The organism is Pseudomonas sp. D3-10 (assembly GCF_051132175.1).
In the GTDB taxonomy this organism is placed as follows: Bacteria; Pseudomonadota; Gammaproteobacteria; order Pseudomonadales; family Pseudomonadaceae; genus Aquipseudomonas.
Window position 1 is genome coordinate 4506046 of the sequence record NZ_CP071668.1, and the last position, 17748, is coordinate 4523793.

At 60.6% G+C, this 17748-nt stretch carries 15 protein-coding genes; all 15 read right to left on the reverse strand.

Annotation, left to right across the window (positions count from 1 at the left end; translation table 11 throughout):
• Positions 1-136 precede the first annotated feature (136 nt).
• The 15 genes from ispD to J3P90_RS20390 all read right to left on the reverse strand — a co-directional run bounded on the left by ispD (position 137) and on the right by J3P90_RS20390 (position 17730).
• The gene (ispD, locus tag J3P90_RS20320) at positions 137-844 is read right to left on the reverse strand and encodes a 2-C-methyl-D-erythritol 4-phosphate cytidylyltransferase (RefSeq protein ID WP_420764250.1); all 708 of its coding nucleotides are present in this window, start codon (positions 842-844) and stop codon (positions 137-139) included.
• Positions 841-1119, reverse strand: coding sequence for a cell division protein FtsB (gene ftsB, locus J3P90_RS20325; protein WP_420764249.1), 279 nt, complete (start codon positions 1117-1119; stop codon positions 841-843). The genes ispD and ftsB overlap by 4 nt, the downstream gene beginning before the upstream one ends.
• 171 nt (positions 1120-1290) lie before the next feature.
• Positions 1291-2580 carry a phosphopyruvate hydratase gene (gene eno / locus J3P90_RS20330; RefSeq protein WP_434650104.1) on the reverse strand — a complete coding sequence of 430 codons (1290 nt, stop codon included), beginning with the start codon at positions 2578-2580 and terminating at the stop codon, positions 1291-1293.
• Positions 2581-2734: 154 nt separating this feature from the next.
• Positions 2735-3580, reverse strand: a complete 846-nt coding sequence (kdsA, locus tag J3P90_RS20335; protein ID WP_122565457.1) for a 3-deoxy-8-phosphooctulonate synthase — start codon at positions 3578-3580, stop codon at positions 2735-2737.
• A 4-nt stretch (positions 3581-3584) separates the two neighbouring features.
• Positions 3585-5216 carry a CTP synthase gene (locus J3P90_RS20340; protein ID WP_420764248.1) on the reverse strand — a complete coding sequence of 544 codons (1632 nt, stop codon included), beginning with the start codon at positions 5214-5216 and terminating at the stop codon, positions 3585-3587.
• Between the two features lie 298 nt (positions 5217-5514).
• Positions 5515-6816 carry a tRNA lysidine(34) synthetase TilS gene (gene tilS, locus J3P90_RS20345; RefSeq protein ID WP_434675300.1) on the reverse strand — a complete coding sequence of 434 codons (1302 nt, stop codon included), beginning with the start codon at positions 6814-6816 and terminating at the stop codon, positions 5515-5517.
• Positions 6817-6892: 76 nt separating this feature from the next.
• A protein-coding gene (locus J3P90_RS20350; protein ID WP_434627779.1) for an IS3 family transposase occupies positions 6893-8028 on the reverse strand; the annotation gives its coding sequence in 2 pieces (ribosomal slippage) (positions 6893-7779 and positions 7779-8028; 1137 coding nt in all).
• A 166-nt stretch (positions 8029-8194) separates the two neighbouring features.
• A complete protein-coding gene (locus tag J3P90_RS20355) occupies positions 8195-9142 on the reverse strand; it encodes an acetyl-CoA carboxylase carboxyltransferase subunit alpha (protein ID WP_420764246.1) in 948 nt (315 codons plus the stop codon).
• Positions 9143-9292: 150 nt separating this feature from the next.
• Positions 9293-12814, reverse strand: a complete 3522-nt coding sequence (dnaE, locus tag J3P90_RS20360) for a DNA polymerase III subunit alpha (protein WP_434562539.1) — start codon at positions 12812-12814, stop codon at positions 9293-9295.
• 239 nt (positions 12815-13053) lie between these two features.
• Positions 13054-13698, reverse strand: coding sequence for a ribonuclease HII (gene rnhB, locus J3P90_RS20365; protein ID WP_434676594.1), 645 nt, complete (start codon positions 13696-13698; stop codon positions 13054-13056).
• 11 nt (positions 13699-13709) lie between these two features.
• The gene (gene lpxB, locus J3P90_RS20370) at positions 13710-14840 is read right to left on the reverse strand and encodes a lipid-A-disaccharide synthase (protein ID WP_420764244.1); all 1131 of its coding nucleotides are present in this window, start codon (positions 14838-14840) and stop codon (positions 13710-13712) included.
• Between the two features lie 2 nt (positions 14841-14842).
• On the reverse strand, positions 14843-15619 hold the full coding sequence (gene lpxA / locus J3P90_RS20375) for an acyl-ACP--UDP-N-acetylglucosamine O-acyltransferase (protein ID WP_434650101.1): 777 nt from the start codon (positions 15617-15619) through the stop codon (positions 14843-14845).
• Positions 15616-16056, reverse strand: a complete 441-nt coding sequence (fabZ, locus tag J3P90_RS20380) for a 3-hydroxyacyl-ACP dehydratase FabZ (protein ID WP_003184897.1) — start codon at positions 16054-16056, stop codon at positions 15616-15618. The genes lpxA and fabZ overlap by 4 nt, the downstream gene beginning before the upstream one ends.
• A gap of 111 nt (positions 16057-16167) precedes the next feature.
• Positions 16168-17223, reverse strand: a complete 1056-nt coding sequence (gene lpxD / locus J3P90_RS20385; protein WP_434675301.1) for a UDP-3-O-(3-hydroxymyristoyl)glucosamine N-acyltransferase — start codon at positions 17221-17223, stop codon at positions 16168-16170.
• 3 nt (positions 17224-17226) lie between these two features.
• Positions 17227-17730, reverse strand: a complete 504-nt coding sequence (locus J3P90_RS20390; RefSeq protein ID WP_003184901.1) for an OmpH family outer membrane protein — start codon at positions 17728-17730, stop codon at positions 17227-17229.
• Between the last annotated feature and the right edge of the window lie 18 nt (positions 17731-17748).

Sequence of the window (17748 nt, forward strand, 5' to 3'; positions counted from 1 at the left end):
CTGATCGATTGCTATCGCGAGCAGGCTCGCTCCCACAGTGGATCTTCAGCGGATACAAACTTTGCGTACAGACAACATCCCTTGTGGGAGCGAGCCTGCTCGCGATGGCGATCCTGAAGACGCCTCCATTGCTCGCTTAACGCCGATTCGCCCACCGCTGGCGCAACCACTCAAGGTCTTCCGGCCGGGTGACCTTGATGTTATCCGCCCGCCCTTCAATCAGCCGAGGCGCTTGCCCCGCCCACTCCATGGCGGACGCTTCATCGGTTATCACGGCATCGGCCACCAGGCTGTCGGCCAGGGCCCGGTGCAAGGCGCCAAGACGGAACATCTGCGGTGTATAGGCTTGCCAGATCACGCTGCGATCGACGGTCTCCAACACACGGCCATGCTTGTCGGCGCGCTTGAGGGTGTCGCGAGCCGGGACGGCCAGCAGGCCACCGACCGGGTCGTTCGCCAGCTCATGGAGCAACGTATCCAGGTCGACCCGGGCGAGATTGGGACGCGCAGCGTCGTGAACCAGCACCCAATCGAAATCGTCGGCGCCCTGTTCGTGTAAGTGCAGCAATGCATTGAGGACCGAATCCGAACGCTGCTCGCCGCCGTCCACCCGCTGGATCCGGGGATCGCTGGCGCAGGCCAGGGTCGGCCAATAGGGATCGTCGTGAGCAATGCTGACCACCACGCCCTTGACGGTCGGGTGATCGAGGAAACAGCCGAGGCTGTGTTCAAGAATTGTGCGTGCGCCCAGTTGAAGGTATTGCTTGGGTCGGTCCGCGGCCATGCGAGCACCAACGCCCGCGGCAGGAATCACGGCCCAGAAGGCCGGTGGACGAATGCTCATTGGGCCAACTGGTAGAGGGTTTCGCCCTCCTTGACCATGCCCAATTCATGGCGAGCCCGCTCTTCGACGGTCTCCATGCCTTTCTTCAGTTCCATCACTTCGGCGTCCATCACCCGATTGCGCTCCAGCAATGCCTCGTTTTCGGCGTGCTGGTCGGCAATCTGCTGATTCAGCTCGGCCACTTGCGCCAGGCTGCCATTACCCACCCACAGGCGGTACTGCAGGCCGGCCAGCAACAGGAGCAAGACGAGAAACAACCAATTGGGACTGCGCATCGAATATCAGGTATCCAGTGAAAAAAGACCGCCATGCCAAACTTTGAAGCGTCTGATAGCACGAAGCCTGGAAGATCCAGGCTTGTGCTTGATAAGGCATCAGATTAGAGGCAAAACCACCGCGTTGGTAATTGTTGCGACGCAATCCGCTGTCTTTTTACCATTTACCGCTTAACCGCGAAACTCGGCGCGACCGTTGTACTTGGCCTTGCCGTTCAACTGCTCTTCGATGCGCAGCAGTTGGTTGTACTTGGAAACGCGGTCGGAGCGGCACAGCGAACCGGTCTTGATCTGGCCCGCCGCGGTGCCCACGGCCAGGTCGGCAATGGTCGAGTCTTCGGTCTCACCGGAGCGGTGGGAGATCACGGCGGTGTAGCCGGCAGCCTTGGCCATCTGGATGGCTTCCAGGGTTTCGGTCAGGGTGCCGATCTGGTTGAACTTGATCAGGATAGAGTTGGCGATCTTCTTGTCGATGCCTTCTTTCAGGATCTTGGTGTTGGTCACGAACAGGTCGTCGCCCACCAGCTGGGTTTTCTCGCCGATCTTGTCGGTGAGGATTTTCCAGCCAGCCCAGTCGGACTCGTCCAGGCCGTCTTCGATGGAAATGATCGGATAGCGCTCGGTCAGGCCCTTGAGGTAGTCGGCGAACCCTTCGGCGGTGAACACCTGGCCTTCGCCGGACAGGTTGTACTTGCCGTCTTCGAAGAACTCACTGGCCGCGCAGTCCAGGGCCAGGGTCACGTCGGTGCCCAGCTTGTAGCCAGCGTTGGCCACGGCTTCGGAGATCACTTTCAGGGCGTCTTCGTTGGACGCCAGGTTCGGTGCGAAACCGCCTTCGTCACCCACGGCGGTGCTCAGGCCACGGGCCTTCAGCACAGCCTTGAGGTGATGGAAAATCTCGGTGCCCATGCGCAGGCCTTCGGAGAAGGACTTGGCGCCAACCGGCTGCACCATGAATTCCTGGATGTCGACGTTGTTATCGGCATGTTCGCCGCCGTTGATGATGTTCATCATTGGCACCGGCATCGAGTACACGCCTGGCGTACCGTTGAGGTTGGCAATGTGGGCGTACAAAGGCAGGTCCTGGTCCTGAGCGGCGGCTTTGGCGGCGGCCAGGGACACTGCGAGGATCGCGTTGGCGCCCAGAGTGGCTTTGTTTTCGGTGCCGTCGAGCTTGATCATGGCCTGGTCGAGGGCCTTCTGGTCGGCAGGGTCCTTGCCCAGCAACAGTTCGCGGATCGGACCGTTGATGTTGGCGACGGCTTTCAGCACGCCCTTGCCCAGGTAACGGCTCTTGTCGCCATCACGCAGCTCCAGCGCTTCGCGCGAGCCAGTGGAAGCACCGGACGGCGCGCAGGCGCTGCCGATGATGCCGTTGTCGAGAAGCACGTCCGCTTCGACAGTGGGGTTGCCACGGGAGTCGAGAACTTCACGACCTTTGATGTCGACGATTTTTGCCATTGTTGTAAACACTCCAAAGTTGACGAAAACGACGCAGCGAGAAGAAAACTTTTACGGTCGGCGGGTGTAGAGCAGCGGGCAGGCTCGCCGACGACAACGCCCGGCCCGCAGGCCAGAGCGTTGATCGAGCGGTACTTTACCGGAGAAAACCGCGTTACGCGGTTTCTATCGTCGGAAAACCCTTGACCAGCTCATCCAGCGACTTGAGCTGAGACAGGAAAGGTTCCAGCTTGTTCAAGCGCAAGGCACAAGGGCCGTCGCACTTGGCATTGTCGGGATCAGGGTGGGCTTCAAGGAACAGGCCAGCCAGAGACTGGCTCATGCCGGCCTTGGCCAGGTCGGTCACCTGGGCGCGACGACCGCCGGCGGAATCGGAGCGACCGCCGGGCATTTGCAGCGCGTGGGTCACGTCGAAGAACACCGGGTACTCGAACTGCTTCATGATGCCGAAGCCGAGCATGTCCACGACAAGGTTGTTGTAGCCGAAGCTCGAACCACGCTCGCAGAGGATCAATTGGTCATTCCCGGCCTCTTCGCATTTGCTCAGGATGTGTTTCATTTCCTGGGGCGCGAGAAACTGGGCTTTCTTGATATTGATCACCGCGCCGGTCTTGGCCATCGCGACTACCAGGTCGGTCTGGCGCGACAGAAAGGCCGGCAACTGGATGATGTCGCAGACTTCGGCGACGACCGCGGCCTGGGCCGGCTCGTGGACGTCGGTGATGATCGGCACGCCGAACGCTTGCTTGATGTCCTGGAAGATCCGCATGCCTTCTTCCAGGCCGGGGCCTCGGTAGGAGGTGACCGACGAACGGTTGGCCTTGTCGAAGCTGGCCTTGAAGACGTAAGGGATACCCAGCTTCTGGGTCACCTTCACGTATTCTTCGCAGACCTGCATCGCCATGTCGCGGCTTTCCAGCACGTTCATGCCACCAAACAGCACCATGGGCTTGTCGTTGGCAATCTCGATGTCGCCGACGCGGATGATCTTCTGGGCCATCGTCTTATGCCTTTTTCTGGTGTTGAGCCAAAGCGGCTTTCACGAAACCGCTGAACAGCGGGTGACCGTCGCGCGGTGTCGAAGTGAACTCCGGGTGGAACTGGCAGGCCACGAACCATGGATGGTCGGCAGCTTCGACCACTTCGACCAGCGCGCCGTCACCGGAACGACCGGAGATCTTCAGGCCGGCTTCGATCAGTTGAGGCAGCAGGTTGTTATTCACTTCGTAGCGGTGGCGATGGCGCTCGACAATCACATCCTTGGCGTAGCAGTCGTGCACCTTGGAGCCGGCTTCGAGCAGGCATTCCTGTGCGCCGAGGCGCATGGTGCCGCCCAGGTCGGAGCTTTCGGTACGCACTTCGACGGCACCGGTGGCGTCTTCCCACTCGGTGATCAGGCCCACGACCGGGTGGCCACTGGCACGATCGAATTCGGTGGAGTTGGCGTCTTTCCAGCCCATCACGTTACGTGCAAACTCGATGACCGCCACTTGCATCCCGAGGCAGATGCCCAGGTACGGCACCTTGTTTTCACGAGCGTATTGCACCGCGGTGATCTTGCCTTCCACGCCGCGCAGGCCAAAGCCGCCCGGCACGAGGATCGCATCGGCGCCTTCGAGCAGGCCGGTGCCCTGATTCTCGATGTCTTCGGAGTCGATGTAGCGCAGGTTGACCTTGGTGCGGTTGCTGATGCCGGCATGACTCATCGCCTCGATCAGCGACTTGTAGGCGTCCAGCAGCTCCATGTACTTGCCGACCATGGCGATGGTGACTTCGTGTTCCGGGTTGAGCTTGGCATCGACCACGGCCTCCCACTCAGACAGGTCCGCGCTGGCGCATTGCAGGCCGAAGCGCTCGACGACGAAATCATCGAGGCCCTGGGAGTGCAGGATGCCCGGGATCTTGTAGATGGTGTCGGCGTCTTCCAGGCCGATGACCGCGCGTTCTTCCACGTTGGTGAACTGGGCGATCTTGCGACGCGAGGACATATCGATCGGGTGATCGGAGCGGCATACCAGCACGTCCGGCTGCAAGCCGATGGAACGCAGTTCCTTGACCGAGTGCTGGGTTGGCTTGGTCTTGGTTTCGCCGGCCGTGGCGATGTACGGCACCAGCGTCAGGTGCATCAGCATCGCGCGCTTGGCACCGATTTCGAAACGCAACTGGCGGATGGCTTCGAGGAACGGCTGGGACTCGATGTCGCCCACGGTACCGCCGATCTCTACCATCGCCACGTCCGCGTCGCCGGCGCCCTTGATGATGCGGCGCTTGATTTCGTCGGTGATGTGCGGGATGACCTGGATGGTCGCGCCCAGGTAGTCACCACGGCGTTCCTTGCGCAGCACGTGCTCGTAGACACGGCCGGTGGTGAAGTTGTTGTTCTGGGTCATGGTCGTGCGGATGAACCGCTCGTAGTGGCCCAGGTCCAGGTCGGTCTCGGCGCCGTCATGGGTAACGAACACTTCACCGTGCTGGAACGGGCTCATGGTGCCCGGGTCGACGTTGATGTACGGGTCCAGCTTGAGCATGGTGACCTTAAGTCCCCGCGCCTCCAGGATGGCCGCCAATGAAGCCGAGGCAATGCCTTTCCCCAATGAAGAAACAACACCGCCCGTGACGAATATGTAGCGCGTCATGAAAAACCCTAGAAGTCTGCGTTAAAGCGGTCCGAGCCGCCGGGGAAAGCGAAGGAAGGCCGAAGCCCCCGATCACCTGCATTAATCACAGTGCACCTTTCAAAAAAACCGCCGCGTCGGGACAGACCGGAGGTGAAATCACCGGTACGTTGCTCGCTACACATTTTTTGGAATCGCCCAGCAAAGACTGCTTGGTAATCGGCAACTCCTGCAATTCAGGCGAATCCACAGAAGTTGTATCAAGAAGGGAGCGTAGTCTACCGGAAAGCCCCTTTCAGCTCAAACCCAGATCTTCCTTTCATGGCTGCCAAATGAGTTGCCAACGGTCACTGGCGTCCCGATCGAACCCCTTCAGATTGGCCAACCCCAGCAATTGCTCGCCCCGGTACAGGAGCGGCAAACGGCCACGGACGAACGCCGGCACGCTGTTTTCGTTGAGCAAACGCTTGAGGTCCCGGTGTCCACGACCCGGCAATTCCATGACTTCGCCGCCCCGGCGATAGCGAACGCAAAGCGGTCCCGGGGGGGCTTCGCCGCGCAAGCTCACCCGGCCATTGCCCGGCAAGGCCAAAGGCTGATCCACGCAAGGCCATTCAACGGGGCCTGAGACTGGCTGCAGCCAGTGGTCGGATAACCACCAGATGCGTCCGCCGGTCCGGTGTATTTCCCCATCGGCCAGTCGCCAGACAGGATGGCCATCGTCCCTGGCATCACGCAACGAGTCCCAGCCAACCCAATGGTCACTGTCGGGAAGCCGCGTGACGGGCGCCAGCCAATGACTCAACGCATTGCGTTGCCGGGCGGGGGACAGGGCCCGAAAAGATGTCATTTCAAGGGACCGCAGCCCGAGCCAATCGAAGGCATTCGGCGTGAGGGCGCACGCCAGGTCGATCTGCGCCAGCTCGTCCAGCAAGCCTTGCGCCTCGCTCAGGTGCGCGGCGCTGCGGGCCAGGGTCAGCGACGCCTGGGGCCACTGCTCGGCCAAGACTGGAAAGACCCGCTGCCGCAGGAAATTGCGGGCGTAACGATGATCGTCATTGGAGGGATCTTCAACCCAGCTCAAGCCATGCCGGCTGGCATAGGCCTCCAGTTCCGCCCGGGAGACATCGAGCAATGGCCGCAGCAAATGCCCCTGCCCCAAGGGCCGCTGCTTCGGCATCGCCGACAAGCCTCGCGCCCCGGCCCCGCGCAGCAAACGAAACAACAGGGTTTCGGCCTGGTCGTCCCGGTGTTGCGCCGTGAGCAGCACTTCGTTGTTCTGCGTCGCCGCGATGAAAGCCGTGTAACGCGCATCCCGGGCAGCGCGCTCGACACTGGCGCCGGGCCGGACCTCAACGCTGATCACTTGCAGCGGTACCCCAAGGGTCTCGCAGACCCGGCGACAATGTTCCGGCCACGCCTCGGCGACGGCCTGGAGGCCATGGTGGACATGGATGACGCTGAGGGGCGGCAGGACCTGGCTTTTTGCCAGGGAAACGAGCAGGTGCAGCAGGACGGTGGAGTCGAGGCCACCGGAGAAGGCGATGCGCCAGGTGGACGCGTTGCGCCAGTCAGATAACTGAGCGAGAAGCCGGGTGGGCAGATCCGTGTTTGAGTTCATAGGAGTCAGCCTAGGGCATAAACAACTGTGGGAGCGAGCTTGAACTGGTCAAGTAATCTTGGACACCGATTAAGGTTCACGCCGCCAACCTTTCCTTCGCGACCGGCGACCGGTAGTCGTTGTAGCTGTGAGGCCTGCTGATGTTGTAGCGCGAGACATAGCGCTGCACGTCTGCCCGGGCCTCATGTTCCAGTTTGTAGCCCGTTTCAGGAACCCACTCTGATTTCAAACTACCAAAGAAACGCTCCATGGGGGCGTTGTCCCAGCACTCGCCTTTACGGCTCATACTTTGCCTAAACCCGTGTTTCACAAGCTCGTTTCGGAATTTATGACTGGTGTACTGACAACCTTGGTCTGAATGAAACAACACATCCTGGGGGTGGCCGCGTAGCTCAACCGCCATGCGTAGCGCTTCGCAGGTCAGGTTGGCATCAGAAATCATCGAGAACGACCAACCCACGATCCTCCGAGCGTACAGATCCAGAACGGCGGCGAAGTACATCCACCGCTTGCCGACCTTGATGTAAGTCACGTCGCCACACCACACCTGGTTAACCGCCGTTACATCAAATTTTCGCTTGAGCACGTGCGGCGCCACCAATGCCTCAACGCCCGGCGACTTGTACTTATGGCGCCTGCGCTGACGACTAGCGATGCCAGCTTCGCGCATCAAACTGCGAGCCATATAACGTCCGATACGATGCCCTTTGGCTTTTAGCTCCTTGGACAAAGTACGTGCGCCGGCCGACTCTCTGGACGCCCTGTGGTGCCTGACCAGCGCGGCTTTGAGCTTGTCCCGTTCAGGATTTGCTCTGCCTTGGCGCTGGCGCCAGGCGTAGAAACTACTGCGGTTGATCCCAAACGCCCGGCAACACCTTTTAACGCCGTATTGCTCGTCCAGCTCATCGATCAGCGTGAATGATCTTTGGCGTCCAAAAGCAGGAGAGCACTGGCCTTTTTTAGGATTTCAATGTCCAGGTCTTTCTCCCTGAGTAGGGCTTTGAGCCTCTGGATTTCTCGCTGATCAGCGGTAATCGCCTTGGCCCCTACCGGGGTCGAACCCAGGCGTTCTTTTTGCACTTGATCGACCCAGCGGCGCAGAGCAGTGGGGCCGATATCTAGGCTGGCACAGACCTCGGTAACCGGCTGGCCTTCATCCAGCACCATGCTGGCAGCCTTGAGCTTGAACTCACTCGAATAAGATTTACGCATATCCAAACACCTCAGATTTGGGCGCTATCATAGCGCCCGATTGAAGTGTCCAAAATCATTAGGCCAGTTCAGCTTGCTTGCGATGGCGGTGTCTCAGTCAACTCAGGAGTTGAATGTTAAATCGCTATCGCGAGCAGGCTCGCTCCCACAAGGTATTGCAATCAGATCAGAGACCGTAGCTCATCAAGCGCTCATAGCGACGGGCCAGCAGCGCGTCGTTGTCAAAGGTTTTGAGCATCGACAACTGCGAGCTCAGTTCAGCGCGAATCAGCGCCGCTGCTGCGGCCGGATCGCGATGGGCGCCGCCCACTGGCTCGTTGATCACTTTATCAACGATGCCCAGGCCCTTGAGGCGCTCGGCGGTGATGCCCATGGCTTCGGCGGCATCCGGTGCCTTCTCGGCGGTTTTCCAGAGGATCGAAGCGCAACCTTCCGGCGAAATCACCGCGTAGGTGGAATATTGCAGCATGTTCAATTGGTCGCAGACACCGATGGCCAACGCACCGCCAGAACCGCCTTCGCCGATCACGGTGGCGATGATCGGGGTCTTCAGGCGCGCCATCACGCGCAGGTTCCAGGCGATTGCTTCGCTCTGGTTGCGCTCCTCAGCGTCGATGCCCGGATAGGCGCCCGGGGTGTCGATGAAGGTCAGGATCGGCATCTTGAAGCGCTCGGCCATTTCCATCAGGCGGCAAGCCTTGCGGTAGCCTTCCGGACGCGGCATGCCGAAGTTGCGACGCACCTTCTCGCGCACTTCGCGGCCCTTCTGGTGACCGATCACCATCACTGGCTGGTCGTCCAGGCGGGCGACACCACCGACAATCGCGGCGTCGTCGGAGAAATGACGGTCGCCGTGAAGCTCATCGAACTCGGTGAAGATGTGTTCAATGTAGTCCAGGGTGTAGGGACGACGCGGATGACGCGCAAGACGCGCGATCTGCCAACTGGTCAGCTTGCCGAAGATGTCTTCGGTCAGCGTGCGGCTCTTGTCCTGCAGCCGAGAGATTTCATCGCCGATATTCAGCGAATTGTCGTTACCGACCAAGCGCAACTCTTCGATCTTGGCTTGCAGGTCGGCGATCGGCTGTTCGAAATCTAGAAAATTCGGGTTCATAGGCGTCCGTCTTGGGTCGACGTCCAAGAGAGCTTGGGCCGGCCGGTTGTCTATTCGCGCCCTACCTTAAGGGAGAGGCGCGTTCAGGTCGAGATTAAAAATTCGAGTCGAGGTCAGGGGCGCTCCGGGTGCGGGAGTGGCCCCTGGCCGTCAACGGTATTGGAGGAAGACGTTGTCTTTGCCGAACTGGTCACGCAAGGCTTGAATCAACGCATCCGCCGGGTCGATCCGCCACCCCTCGCCAAACTGCAGCACGGCCTTGGCGTCGGGGCGCACGTACTCCATGGTAATCGGGCAAGCACCGCGATGACGCTTGAACAATTCACCCAACCAGCGTAGCTGATCGCCCTTCAGATCCTGGGTCTGCAACTTCAGGCGCAGGCTCTCGGCCAGGTTGGTGCGGGCATCCTCCATGCTCATTACGCGTTTGACCCGCAACCGCAGGCCGCCGGAAAAGTCATCATTGCTGACCTCCCCTTCCACCACGACCATCGCATCCGTCTGCAGCAACGACTGCGCCGAATGGAACGCGTCGGCAAACAATGACGCTTCGATACGCCCAGAGCGGTCGTCGAGGGTGATGAAGCCCATCTTGTCGCCCTTTTTGTTTTTCATTACCCGCAGGGCGATGATCATGCCGGCGACCGTTTGCGTGTCGCGTGCCGGCTTCAGGTCGATGATGCGCTGACGGGCGAAGCGGCGGATCTCGCCTTCGTATTCATCGATCGGGTGACCGGTGAGGTACAGACCCAAGGTGTCTTTCTCGCCCTTGAGGCGCTCCTTGAGGGTCAGCTCCTTGGCCTTGCGATGATTGGCATACACATCGGCGTCTTCCTCGACGAACAACCCGCCAAACAGGTCGGCGTGGCCGCTGTCGTGGGTGCGGGCCGTCTGTTCGGCGGCCTTGATCGCTTCTTCCATCGCCGCCAGCAACACCGCGCGGTTGCGGTCGATGTTGGCCTGGTAGGCCTTGGGCTCGTCATGGAAGTACGGGCCCAAACGGTCCAGGGCGCCACTGCGGATCAGCCCGTCGAGGGTACGCTTGTTGATACGTTTGAGGTCGACCCGGGCGCAGAAATCGAACAGGTCCTTGAAGGGCCCGTCCTGGCGCGCTTCGGTGATCGCCTCCACCGGGCCTTCGCCCACGCCCTTGATCGCGCCGAGGCCGTAAATGATGCGGCCTTCGTCGTTCACCGTGAACTTGAACTCCGAAGCGTTCACGTCCGGCGCGTCGAGGCGCAGCTTCATGGTCCGCACTTCTTCGATCAAGGTCACGACCTTGTCGGTGTTGTGCATATCCGCCGAGAGCACCGCCGCCATGAACGGCGCCGGGTAGTGTGCTTTCAACCATGCCGTCTGGTACGACACCAGGCCATAGGCGGCGGAGTGGGATTTGTTGAAGCCATAGCCGGCGAATTTTTCCACCAGGTCGAAGATGTTGCCCGCCAGGTCCGCATCGATGCCGTTGTTTGCACAACCTTCGATGAAACCGCCGCGTTGTTTGGCCATCTCCTCGGGCTTTTTCTTACCCATTGCTCGACGCAGCATATCCGCGCCGCCGAGGGTGTAGCCGGCCATCACCTGGGCAATCTGCATCACCTGTTCCTGATACAGGATGATGCCGTAGGTCGGTGCCAGTACTGGCTTGAGGCCCTCGTACTGGTAGTCGGGGTGCGGATAGGCCAGCTCGGCGCGCCCGTGCTTACGGTTGATGAAGTCGTCCACCATGCCCGATTGCAGCGGGCCCGGACGGAACAGGGCCACCAGTGCGATCAAGTCTTCCAGGCAGTCGGGCTTGAGCTTCTTGATCAGCTCCTTCATGCCTCGGGATTCAAGCTGGAACACCGCCGTGGTTTCAGCTTTCTGCAACAGGCTGTAGGTCGGCTTGTCGTCAAGCGGAATGAAGGCAATGTCCAGCGGCTCTTCGCCGACCTTGGCCCGGTCGCGGTTGATGGTCTTGAGCGCCCAGTCGATGATGGTCAGGGTTCGCAGGCCGAGGAAGTCGAACTTCACCAGGCCCGCCGCCTCGACGTCATCCTTGTCGAACTGGGTGACCAGGCCGTCGCCCTCTTCATCGCAATAGATCGGCGAGAAGTCGGTCAGCTTGGTCGGCGCGATCACCACGCCACCGGCGTGCTTGCCGACGTTACGCACCACGCCTTCGAGCTTGCGGGCCATCTCCCAGATTTCCGCGGCCTCTTCGTCGACCTTGATGAAGTCCCGCAGGATTTCTTCCTGCTCGTAGGCTTTTTCCAGGGTCATGCCGACTTCGAAGGGGATCATCTTCGACAGGCGATCCGCCAGGCCGTAGGACTTGCCCTGCACCCGCGCCACGTCGCGCACCACAGCCTTGGCGGCCATGGAACCGAAAGTGATGATCTGGCTCACTGCGTTGCGGCCGTACTTCTCGGCCACGTAGTCGATCACCCGGTCGCGACCGTCCATGCAGAAGTCGACGTCGAAGTCGGGCATGGAAACCCGTTCCGGGTTGAGGAAACGTTCGAACAGCAGGTCATATTCCAGCGGGTCGAGGTCGGTGATCTTCTGCACGTAGGCCACCAGCGACCCGGCGCCCGACCCCCGGCCAGGGCCTACCGGCACGCCGTTGCTCTTGGCCCACTGGATGAAGTCCATCACAATCAGGAAGTAACCGGGGAACCCCATCTGGATGATGATATCCAGTTCGAAATTCAACCGATCGACATAGACCTGGCGCTTGGCTTCGTAATCTTCGGTGGTGTCCTTGGGCAACAGGACGCTCAGCCGTTCTTCGAGGCCGTCGAACGAGACCTTGCGGAAATATTCATCGATGGTCATGCCATCGGGAATCGGGAAGTTGGGCAAAAAGTGCTTGCCCAGCTTCACTTCGATGTTGCAGCGCTTGGCGATCTCGACGGTGTTTTCCAGCGCTTCGGGCAGGTCGCTGAACAACTCGGCCATTTCCTCGGCGCTCTTGAGGTACTGCTGGTCGCTGTAGTTCTTCGGCCGACGCGGGTCGTCGAGGGCGCGGCCCTCGCCGATGCAGACGCGGGTCTCGTGGGCCTCGAAATCTTCTTGCTTGATAAACCGCACGTCGTTGGTCGCCACCAGCGGCGCACCGAGCTTGTCGGCCAGGGCCACGGCGGCGTGCAGGTGCTCTTCGTCATTGGGACGGCTGGTTCGCTGCACCTCGATGTAGAAGCGATCCGGGAACACCGCCATCCAGTCGCGAGCGAGCTGCTCGGCTTCTTCGGTATTGCCGCTGAGCAGGGCCAGGCCGATCTCGCCCTCCTTGGCCGCCGACAACATGATCAACCCTTCGCTGGCCTCGGCCACCCATTCGCGCTCGATGATGATCGAGCCGTTGCGCTGGCCGTCGATAAAGCCGCGGGAAATCAGCTCGGTGAGGTTGCGGTAGCCCACGGCATTCATCACCAGCAGGCTGATACGGCTCAGCGGCGCATCCGGGTCCTTGCTCGCCAGCCACAGGTCGGCGCCGCAGATCGGCTTGATCCCGGCGCCCATGGCGTTCTTGTAGAACTTGACCAGCGAGCACATGTTGTTCTGGTCGGTAACCGCCACGGCAGGCATGTTCATGCCCACCAGGGTCTTGACCAGGGGCTTGATCCGCACCAGACCGTCGACCAGGGAATATTCAGTGTGCAGGCGTAGATGAACGAATGAAGCCGGCATAGTGATCCTGCGTTAAGTCATGAAAACAACAAGGCCCGGATTGTACCGGGCCTTGGGTAAAACATCAGCCATGTGTATCCCGTCAGGCAAATGCGCACACTACTTTTGTGGCGAGGGGATTTATCCCCGCTGGGCTGCGAAGCGGCCCCAAAAGCCCATCAGGCAACGGGTTGTCAGCTAAAGGACCGCTTCGCGCTCCAGCGGGGATAAATCCCCTCGCCACAAATCCACATTCGCCTTTATGTAATGGGAGCCTGATTACTCACGATCAGCCCAACACGCGCTTCATAAGCCAGCCGAACCGGCGCAAACGAACGCCTGTGGATCGGCGTCGGCCCAAGGCGTGCCAGGGCTTCCAGATGCACCGGGGTCGGATAACCCTTGTGGCTGCCAATCCCGTAGCCGGGGTAGATCAATTCGAACGCGGCCATTTCCCGGTCGCGGCTGACCTTGGCCAGGATCGAGGCGGCTGCGATGGCCGGAACCTTGCCGTCGCCCTGGATGACCGCCTCGGCGCGCATCGACAGTTTCGGACAGCGATTGCCGTCGATCATCGCCAGCTTCGGCGTGACATGCAGCCCGTGCACCGCACGCTGCATCGCGAGCATGGTGGCGTGCAGGATATTGAGTTCATCGATCTCTTCGACTTCGGCCCGGGCGATGCACCAACTCAAGGCTTTTTCACAGATTTCGTCATAAAGCTTTTCGCGACGGGCCTCGGTGAGTTTCTTCGAGTCATCGAGACCCAGAATCGGCCGTGTCGGATCGAGAATCACCGCCGCCGTGACCACCGCGCCGCACAACGGGCCGCGTCCTACTTCATCGACACCGGCGACAAGCTGTTCCACCTCGGCGACCAGGTTGAAATCTAGGCCCATCTGCAGCTTTACGTTGCTCATTGTTTCTTGCCGATCAGGGTCAATACAGCCTCCGCAGCCTGGTTGGACGCATCGCGTCGCAAGGTGCGGTGGATTTCGTCAAAGCCCCGGGTCTGTTCCTCGCCGCCGTCGATCAGGGGCAACAGCGTATTGGCCAGCGACTCGGCGGTTGCGTCGTCCTGAAGCAGCTCGGGTACCAGCAAGCGCTGGGCCAGAAGATTCGGCAAGGAAACGTAAGGGCTCTTGACCATGCGCTTGAGAATCCAGAACGTCAGCGGCGCCAAACGATACGCGACCACCATTGGGCGTTTGTATAACAACGCCTCAAGGGTAGCAGTGCCAGAGGCAATCAACACGGCATCGCAGGCGGCCAGCGCTTGGTGGGACTGACCGTCGAGCAGCATCACCGGCAAATCGCGCCCGGCCAGCAAGGCTTCAAGCTGGCCGCGCCGCTGCGGGCTGGCACAAGGAAGGACAAACCTGACATCGGGACGCATCGTCCGCATCCGTTCGGCGGCGTCGAAGAACAACCCGCCCAGGCGACTGACCTCGCCGCCCCGGCTGCCAGGCATCAACGCCACCAGCGGCCCTTCCGGCAGGCCCAATGCCTGGCGAGCCGCCGCGCGGTCTGCCTCCAGGGGAATGGTATCGGCCAGGGTGTGCCCGACGAACCGCACCGGCACGCCTTTTTCTTCGTAGAAGCGGGCTTCGAATGGCAGCAGCGTGAGCATCAGGTCGCAGCCTTCGCGAATCTTCAGCACCCGCTTCTGCCGCCAGGCCCAGACGGACGGGCTGACGTAATGCACGGTCTTGATGCCAGCCTGGCGCAACTTGAGCTCGATATTGAGGGTGAAGTCCGGCGCGTCGATGCCGATGAAGACGTCCGGTTTCTCCTCGATCAGCGTCTGGATCAGTTTCTTGCGACGGGCCAGTAACTCGCGCAAGCGCCCGAGCACCTCCACCAGGCCCATGACCGACAGCCGCTCCATGGGAAAGTAGGACTCCAGGCCTTCGGCCTGCATCAACGGGCCGCCGACACCGATGAATTCGACCGCGGGATGCTGCGCCTTGAGCGCGCGCATCAAGCCGGCACCCAGGATGTCACCGGAAGCCTCTCCCGCCACCAGCGCAATACGCAGATTGGCCATGGTCAGCGGGTGATGCCGCGGGTCGAAGACTGGATGGAGTCGCGGAATGTCGCGACCTCCGGGAACTGCACTGACGCTTCGGCCAGTTCGGCGAGCGCCTGGTCGACCGTCAGGCCCTGGCGGTAGACGACCTTGTAGGCGCGGCGCAAGGCCGTGATCGCCTCTTCGCTGAAACCACGACGACGCATGCCTTCGAAGTTCATGCTGCGGGCTTCGGCCGGGTTACCGAACACCGTGACATAGGCCGGGACATCCTTGCCGATGGCGGTGCCCATGCCGGAGAAACTGTGGGCACCGATATGGCAATACTGGTGAACCAGGGTGAAACCGGACAGGATCGCCCAGTCATCCACATGCACATGGCCGGCCAACGCGGTGTTGTTGACCAGGATGCAATGGTTGCCAATGATGCTGTCGTGACCGATATGGGCATAGGCCATGATCAGGTTGTGATCGCCCAGCGTCGTTTCGGAACGGTCCTGGACGGTGCCACGGTGGATCGTCACGCCTTCGCGAATCACATTGTGATCGCCGATCACCAGGCGGGTTTCTTCACCTTTGTACTTGAGATCGGGCGTGTCCTCGCCTACCGATGAAAACTGGTAGATGCGATTGTGCCGGCCGATCCGGGTCGGGCCCTTGAGAATTACGTGGGGACCGATCACCGTGCCCTCGCCGATTTCCACACCTGCGCCGATGATTGACCAAGGGCCAACCTCGACATCGGCGGCCAGCACGGCCGACGGATCGATGATTGCGCGAGGGTCAATCAAACTCATAGCTTGCGTTCCGCGCAGATGATTTCAGCGGAGCAGACCGGCTTGCCGTCGACCGAAGCCTGGCATTCGAATTTCCAGATCTGGCGCTTGCAACTGATGAACTTGGCCTCGAGGATCAATTGATCGCCCGGGGTCACCGGCTGGCGGAAACGCAGCTTGTCGGAGCCGACGAAGTAATACAGCGTGCCATCGGCAGGCTTCACGTCGAGCATTTTGAAACCAAGGATCCCGGCAGCCTGAGCCATCGCTTCGATGATCAACACGCCCGGCATGATTGGATGCGCTGGGAAGTGGCCATTGAAGAACGGTTCGTTGATGCTGACATTCTTGTAGGCGCGAATGCGCTTGCCTTCAACATCCAGGTCCACGACCCGATCCACCAGCAGGAACGGGTAACGGTGAGGCAGGTATTCGCGAATCTCGTTGATGTCCATCATTTCGGGGGGAAGCCTATGTAAAGATTGGGAGCGCACGATTGACGCGCACCCCGCTAGCAAATCAAGGAGGCCAGGGCCTAGCGGCTGTGCACACTTGATATGGAAATGGTATCAGCCATCTGATGAAGCATTACCGCCAGGGGTCACGTCCCCTACACGCTTTTCCACCTGCTTGAGGCGCCGCGCGATGTCGTCGAGCTGGCGGATACGCGCCGCGCTCTTTCGCCACTCGGCAGCCGGTTGCATGGCTGTGCCGGAAGAATAGGCACCCGGCTCGGTAATCGAGTGGGTCACCATGGTCATCCCGGTCAGGAATACGTTGTCACAAATATCGATATGGCCCACCAGGCCCACGCCGCCGGCGAGCATGCAGTGCTTGCCGATTTTGGTGCTGCCGGAAATGCCGACACAAGCCGCCATGGCGGTGTGATCACCGACCTGGACGTTGTGGGCGATCTGGATCTGGTTATCGAGCTTGACGCCATTGCCGATGACCGTATCGGCCAGCGCGCCACGGTCGATGGCCGTATTGACGCCTATCTCCACGTCGTCGCCAACGCTCACGCCACCAATCTGGGCGATCTTTTGCCAGACGCCCTTCTCATTGGCGAAACCGAACCCTTCACCGCCCAGCACCGCGCCGGACTGGATCACCACCCGTTTGCCGATGCGTACATCGTGGTAGAGGGTGACCCGCGGAGCCAGCCAACCGCCCTCGCCGATCTCGCTACGCGCACCGATGAAGCAATGGGCGCCCAGCGTCACGCCGGCGCCAATCCGGGCCGCGCTTTCGATGACGACGAAGGGACCGATACTGGCCGAGGGATCGACGACGGCATCCGACGCGATCACCGCGCTGGGATGAATGCCTGCCGCCGACATGGGCTTGGGATCGAACAGATGGGAAATTCGCGCGTACGCCAGGTACGGATCGGCCACGATCAGCGCATCGCCGACAAACCCTTCGGCATCGCCAGCCTTGAGCAATAACGCGGCAGCCCGGCTGTCAGCCAGGTATTTGCGGTACTGGGGATTTGCCAGGAAGCTCAACTGAGCTGGGCCAGCCTCTTGCAAAGTGGCTAGCCCAGTGATGACCTTCTCCGGGTCGCCACGCAGGGTGGCGCCGAGGAACTCAGCCAATTGGCCGAGCTTGATAGTCGCTGTCATGGATTACTTCAGCTGGTTCATGCGCTCGATGACCTGGCGCGTGATGTCGTATTGAGGTTTGACATCGATCACTGCGCCCCGCTCGAACACCAGGTCGAAACCACCTTTCTTGATGACTTCTTCCACGGCGCTGTCGAGTTTCGGCTTGAGCTGCTTGAGCATTTCACGGTCGGCCACGGCTTTCGCTTCGTTCAGTTCCTTGGACTGGAACTGGAAGTCACGAGCCTTCTGCTTGAATTCAAGCTCCAGGCGTTCGCGCTCGCCCTGGGCCATCTTGTCGCCACCGGCCACCAGACGGTCCTGAATGCCTTTGGCACTGCTTTCCAGGCCTTTGAGCTTGGTCAGTTGCGGGCCAAATTTCTTCTCGGCGTCTACGGCGTATTTCTTCGCCGCGTCGGACTCCAGCAAGGCCATCTGATAGTTCAGCACGGCGATTTTCATGTCGGCAAAAGCCGGGCCTGCGACCAGCACGGTCGCCAGAAGAACCAATTGAGTCAACTTACGCACGATGTACTCCTACAAAAT

Excerpts from the sequence above, each read along its gene's own strand:
- ispD (WP_420764250.1), bottom strand. The coding sequence starts at position 844 with ATGAGCATTCGTCCACCGGCCTTCTGGGCCGTGATTCCTGCCGCGGGC.
- ftsB (WP_420764249.1), bottom strand. The coding sequence starts at position 1,119 with ATGCGCAGTCCCAATTGGTTGTTTCTCGTCTTGCTCCTGTTGCTGGCC.
- eno (WP_434650104.1), bottom strand. The coding sequence starts at position 2,580 with ATGGCAAAAATCGTCGACATCAAAGGTCGTGAAGTTCTCGACTCCCGT.
- kdsA (WP_122565457.1), bottom strand. The coding sequence starts at position 3,580 with ATGGCCCAGAAGATCATCCGCGTCGGCGACATCGAGATTGCCAACGAC.
- J3P90_RS20340 (WP_420764248.1), bottom strand. The coding sequence starts at position 5,216 with ATGACGCGCTACATATTCGTCACGGGCGGTGTTGTTTCTTCATTGGGG.
- tilS (WP_434675300.1), bottom strand. The coding sequence starts at position 6,816 with ATGAACTCAAACACGGATCTGCCCACCCGGCTTCTCGCTCAGTTATCT.
- J3P90_RS20355 (WP_420764246.1), bottom strand. The coding sequence starts at position 9,142 with ATGAACCCGAATTTTCTAGATTTCGAACAGCCGATCGCCGACCTGCAA.
- dnaE (WP_434562539.1), bottom strand. The coding sequence starts at position 12,814 with ATGCCGGCTTCATTCGTTCATCTACGCCTGCACACTGAATATTCCCTG.
- lpxB (WP_420764244.1), bottom strand. The coding sequence starts at position 14,840 with ATGGCCAATCTGCGTATTGCGCTGGTGGCGGGAGAGGCTTCCGGTGAC.
- lpxA (WP_434650101.1), bottom strand. The coding sequence starts at position 15,619 with ATGAGTTTGATTGACCCTCGCGCAATCATCGATCCGTCGGCCGTGCTG.
- fabZ (WP_003184897.1), bottom strand. The coding sequence starts at position 16,056 with ATGATGGACATCAACGAGATTCGCGAATACCTGCCTCACCGTTACCCG.
- lpxD (WP_434675301.1), bottom strand. The coding sequence starts at position 17,223 with ATGACAGCGACTATCAAGCTCGGCCAATTGGCTGAGTTCCTCGGCGCC.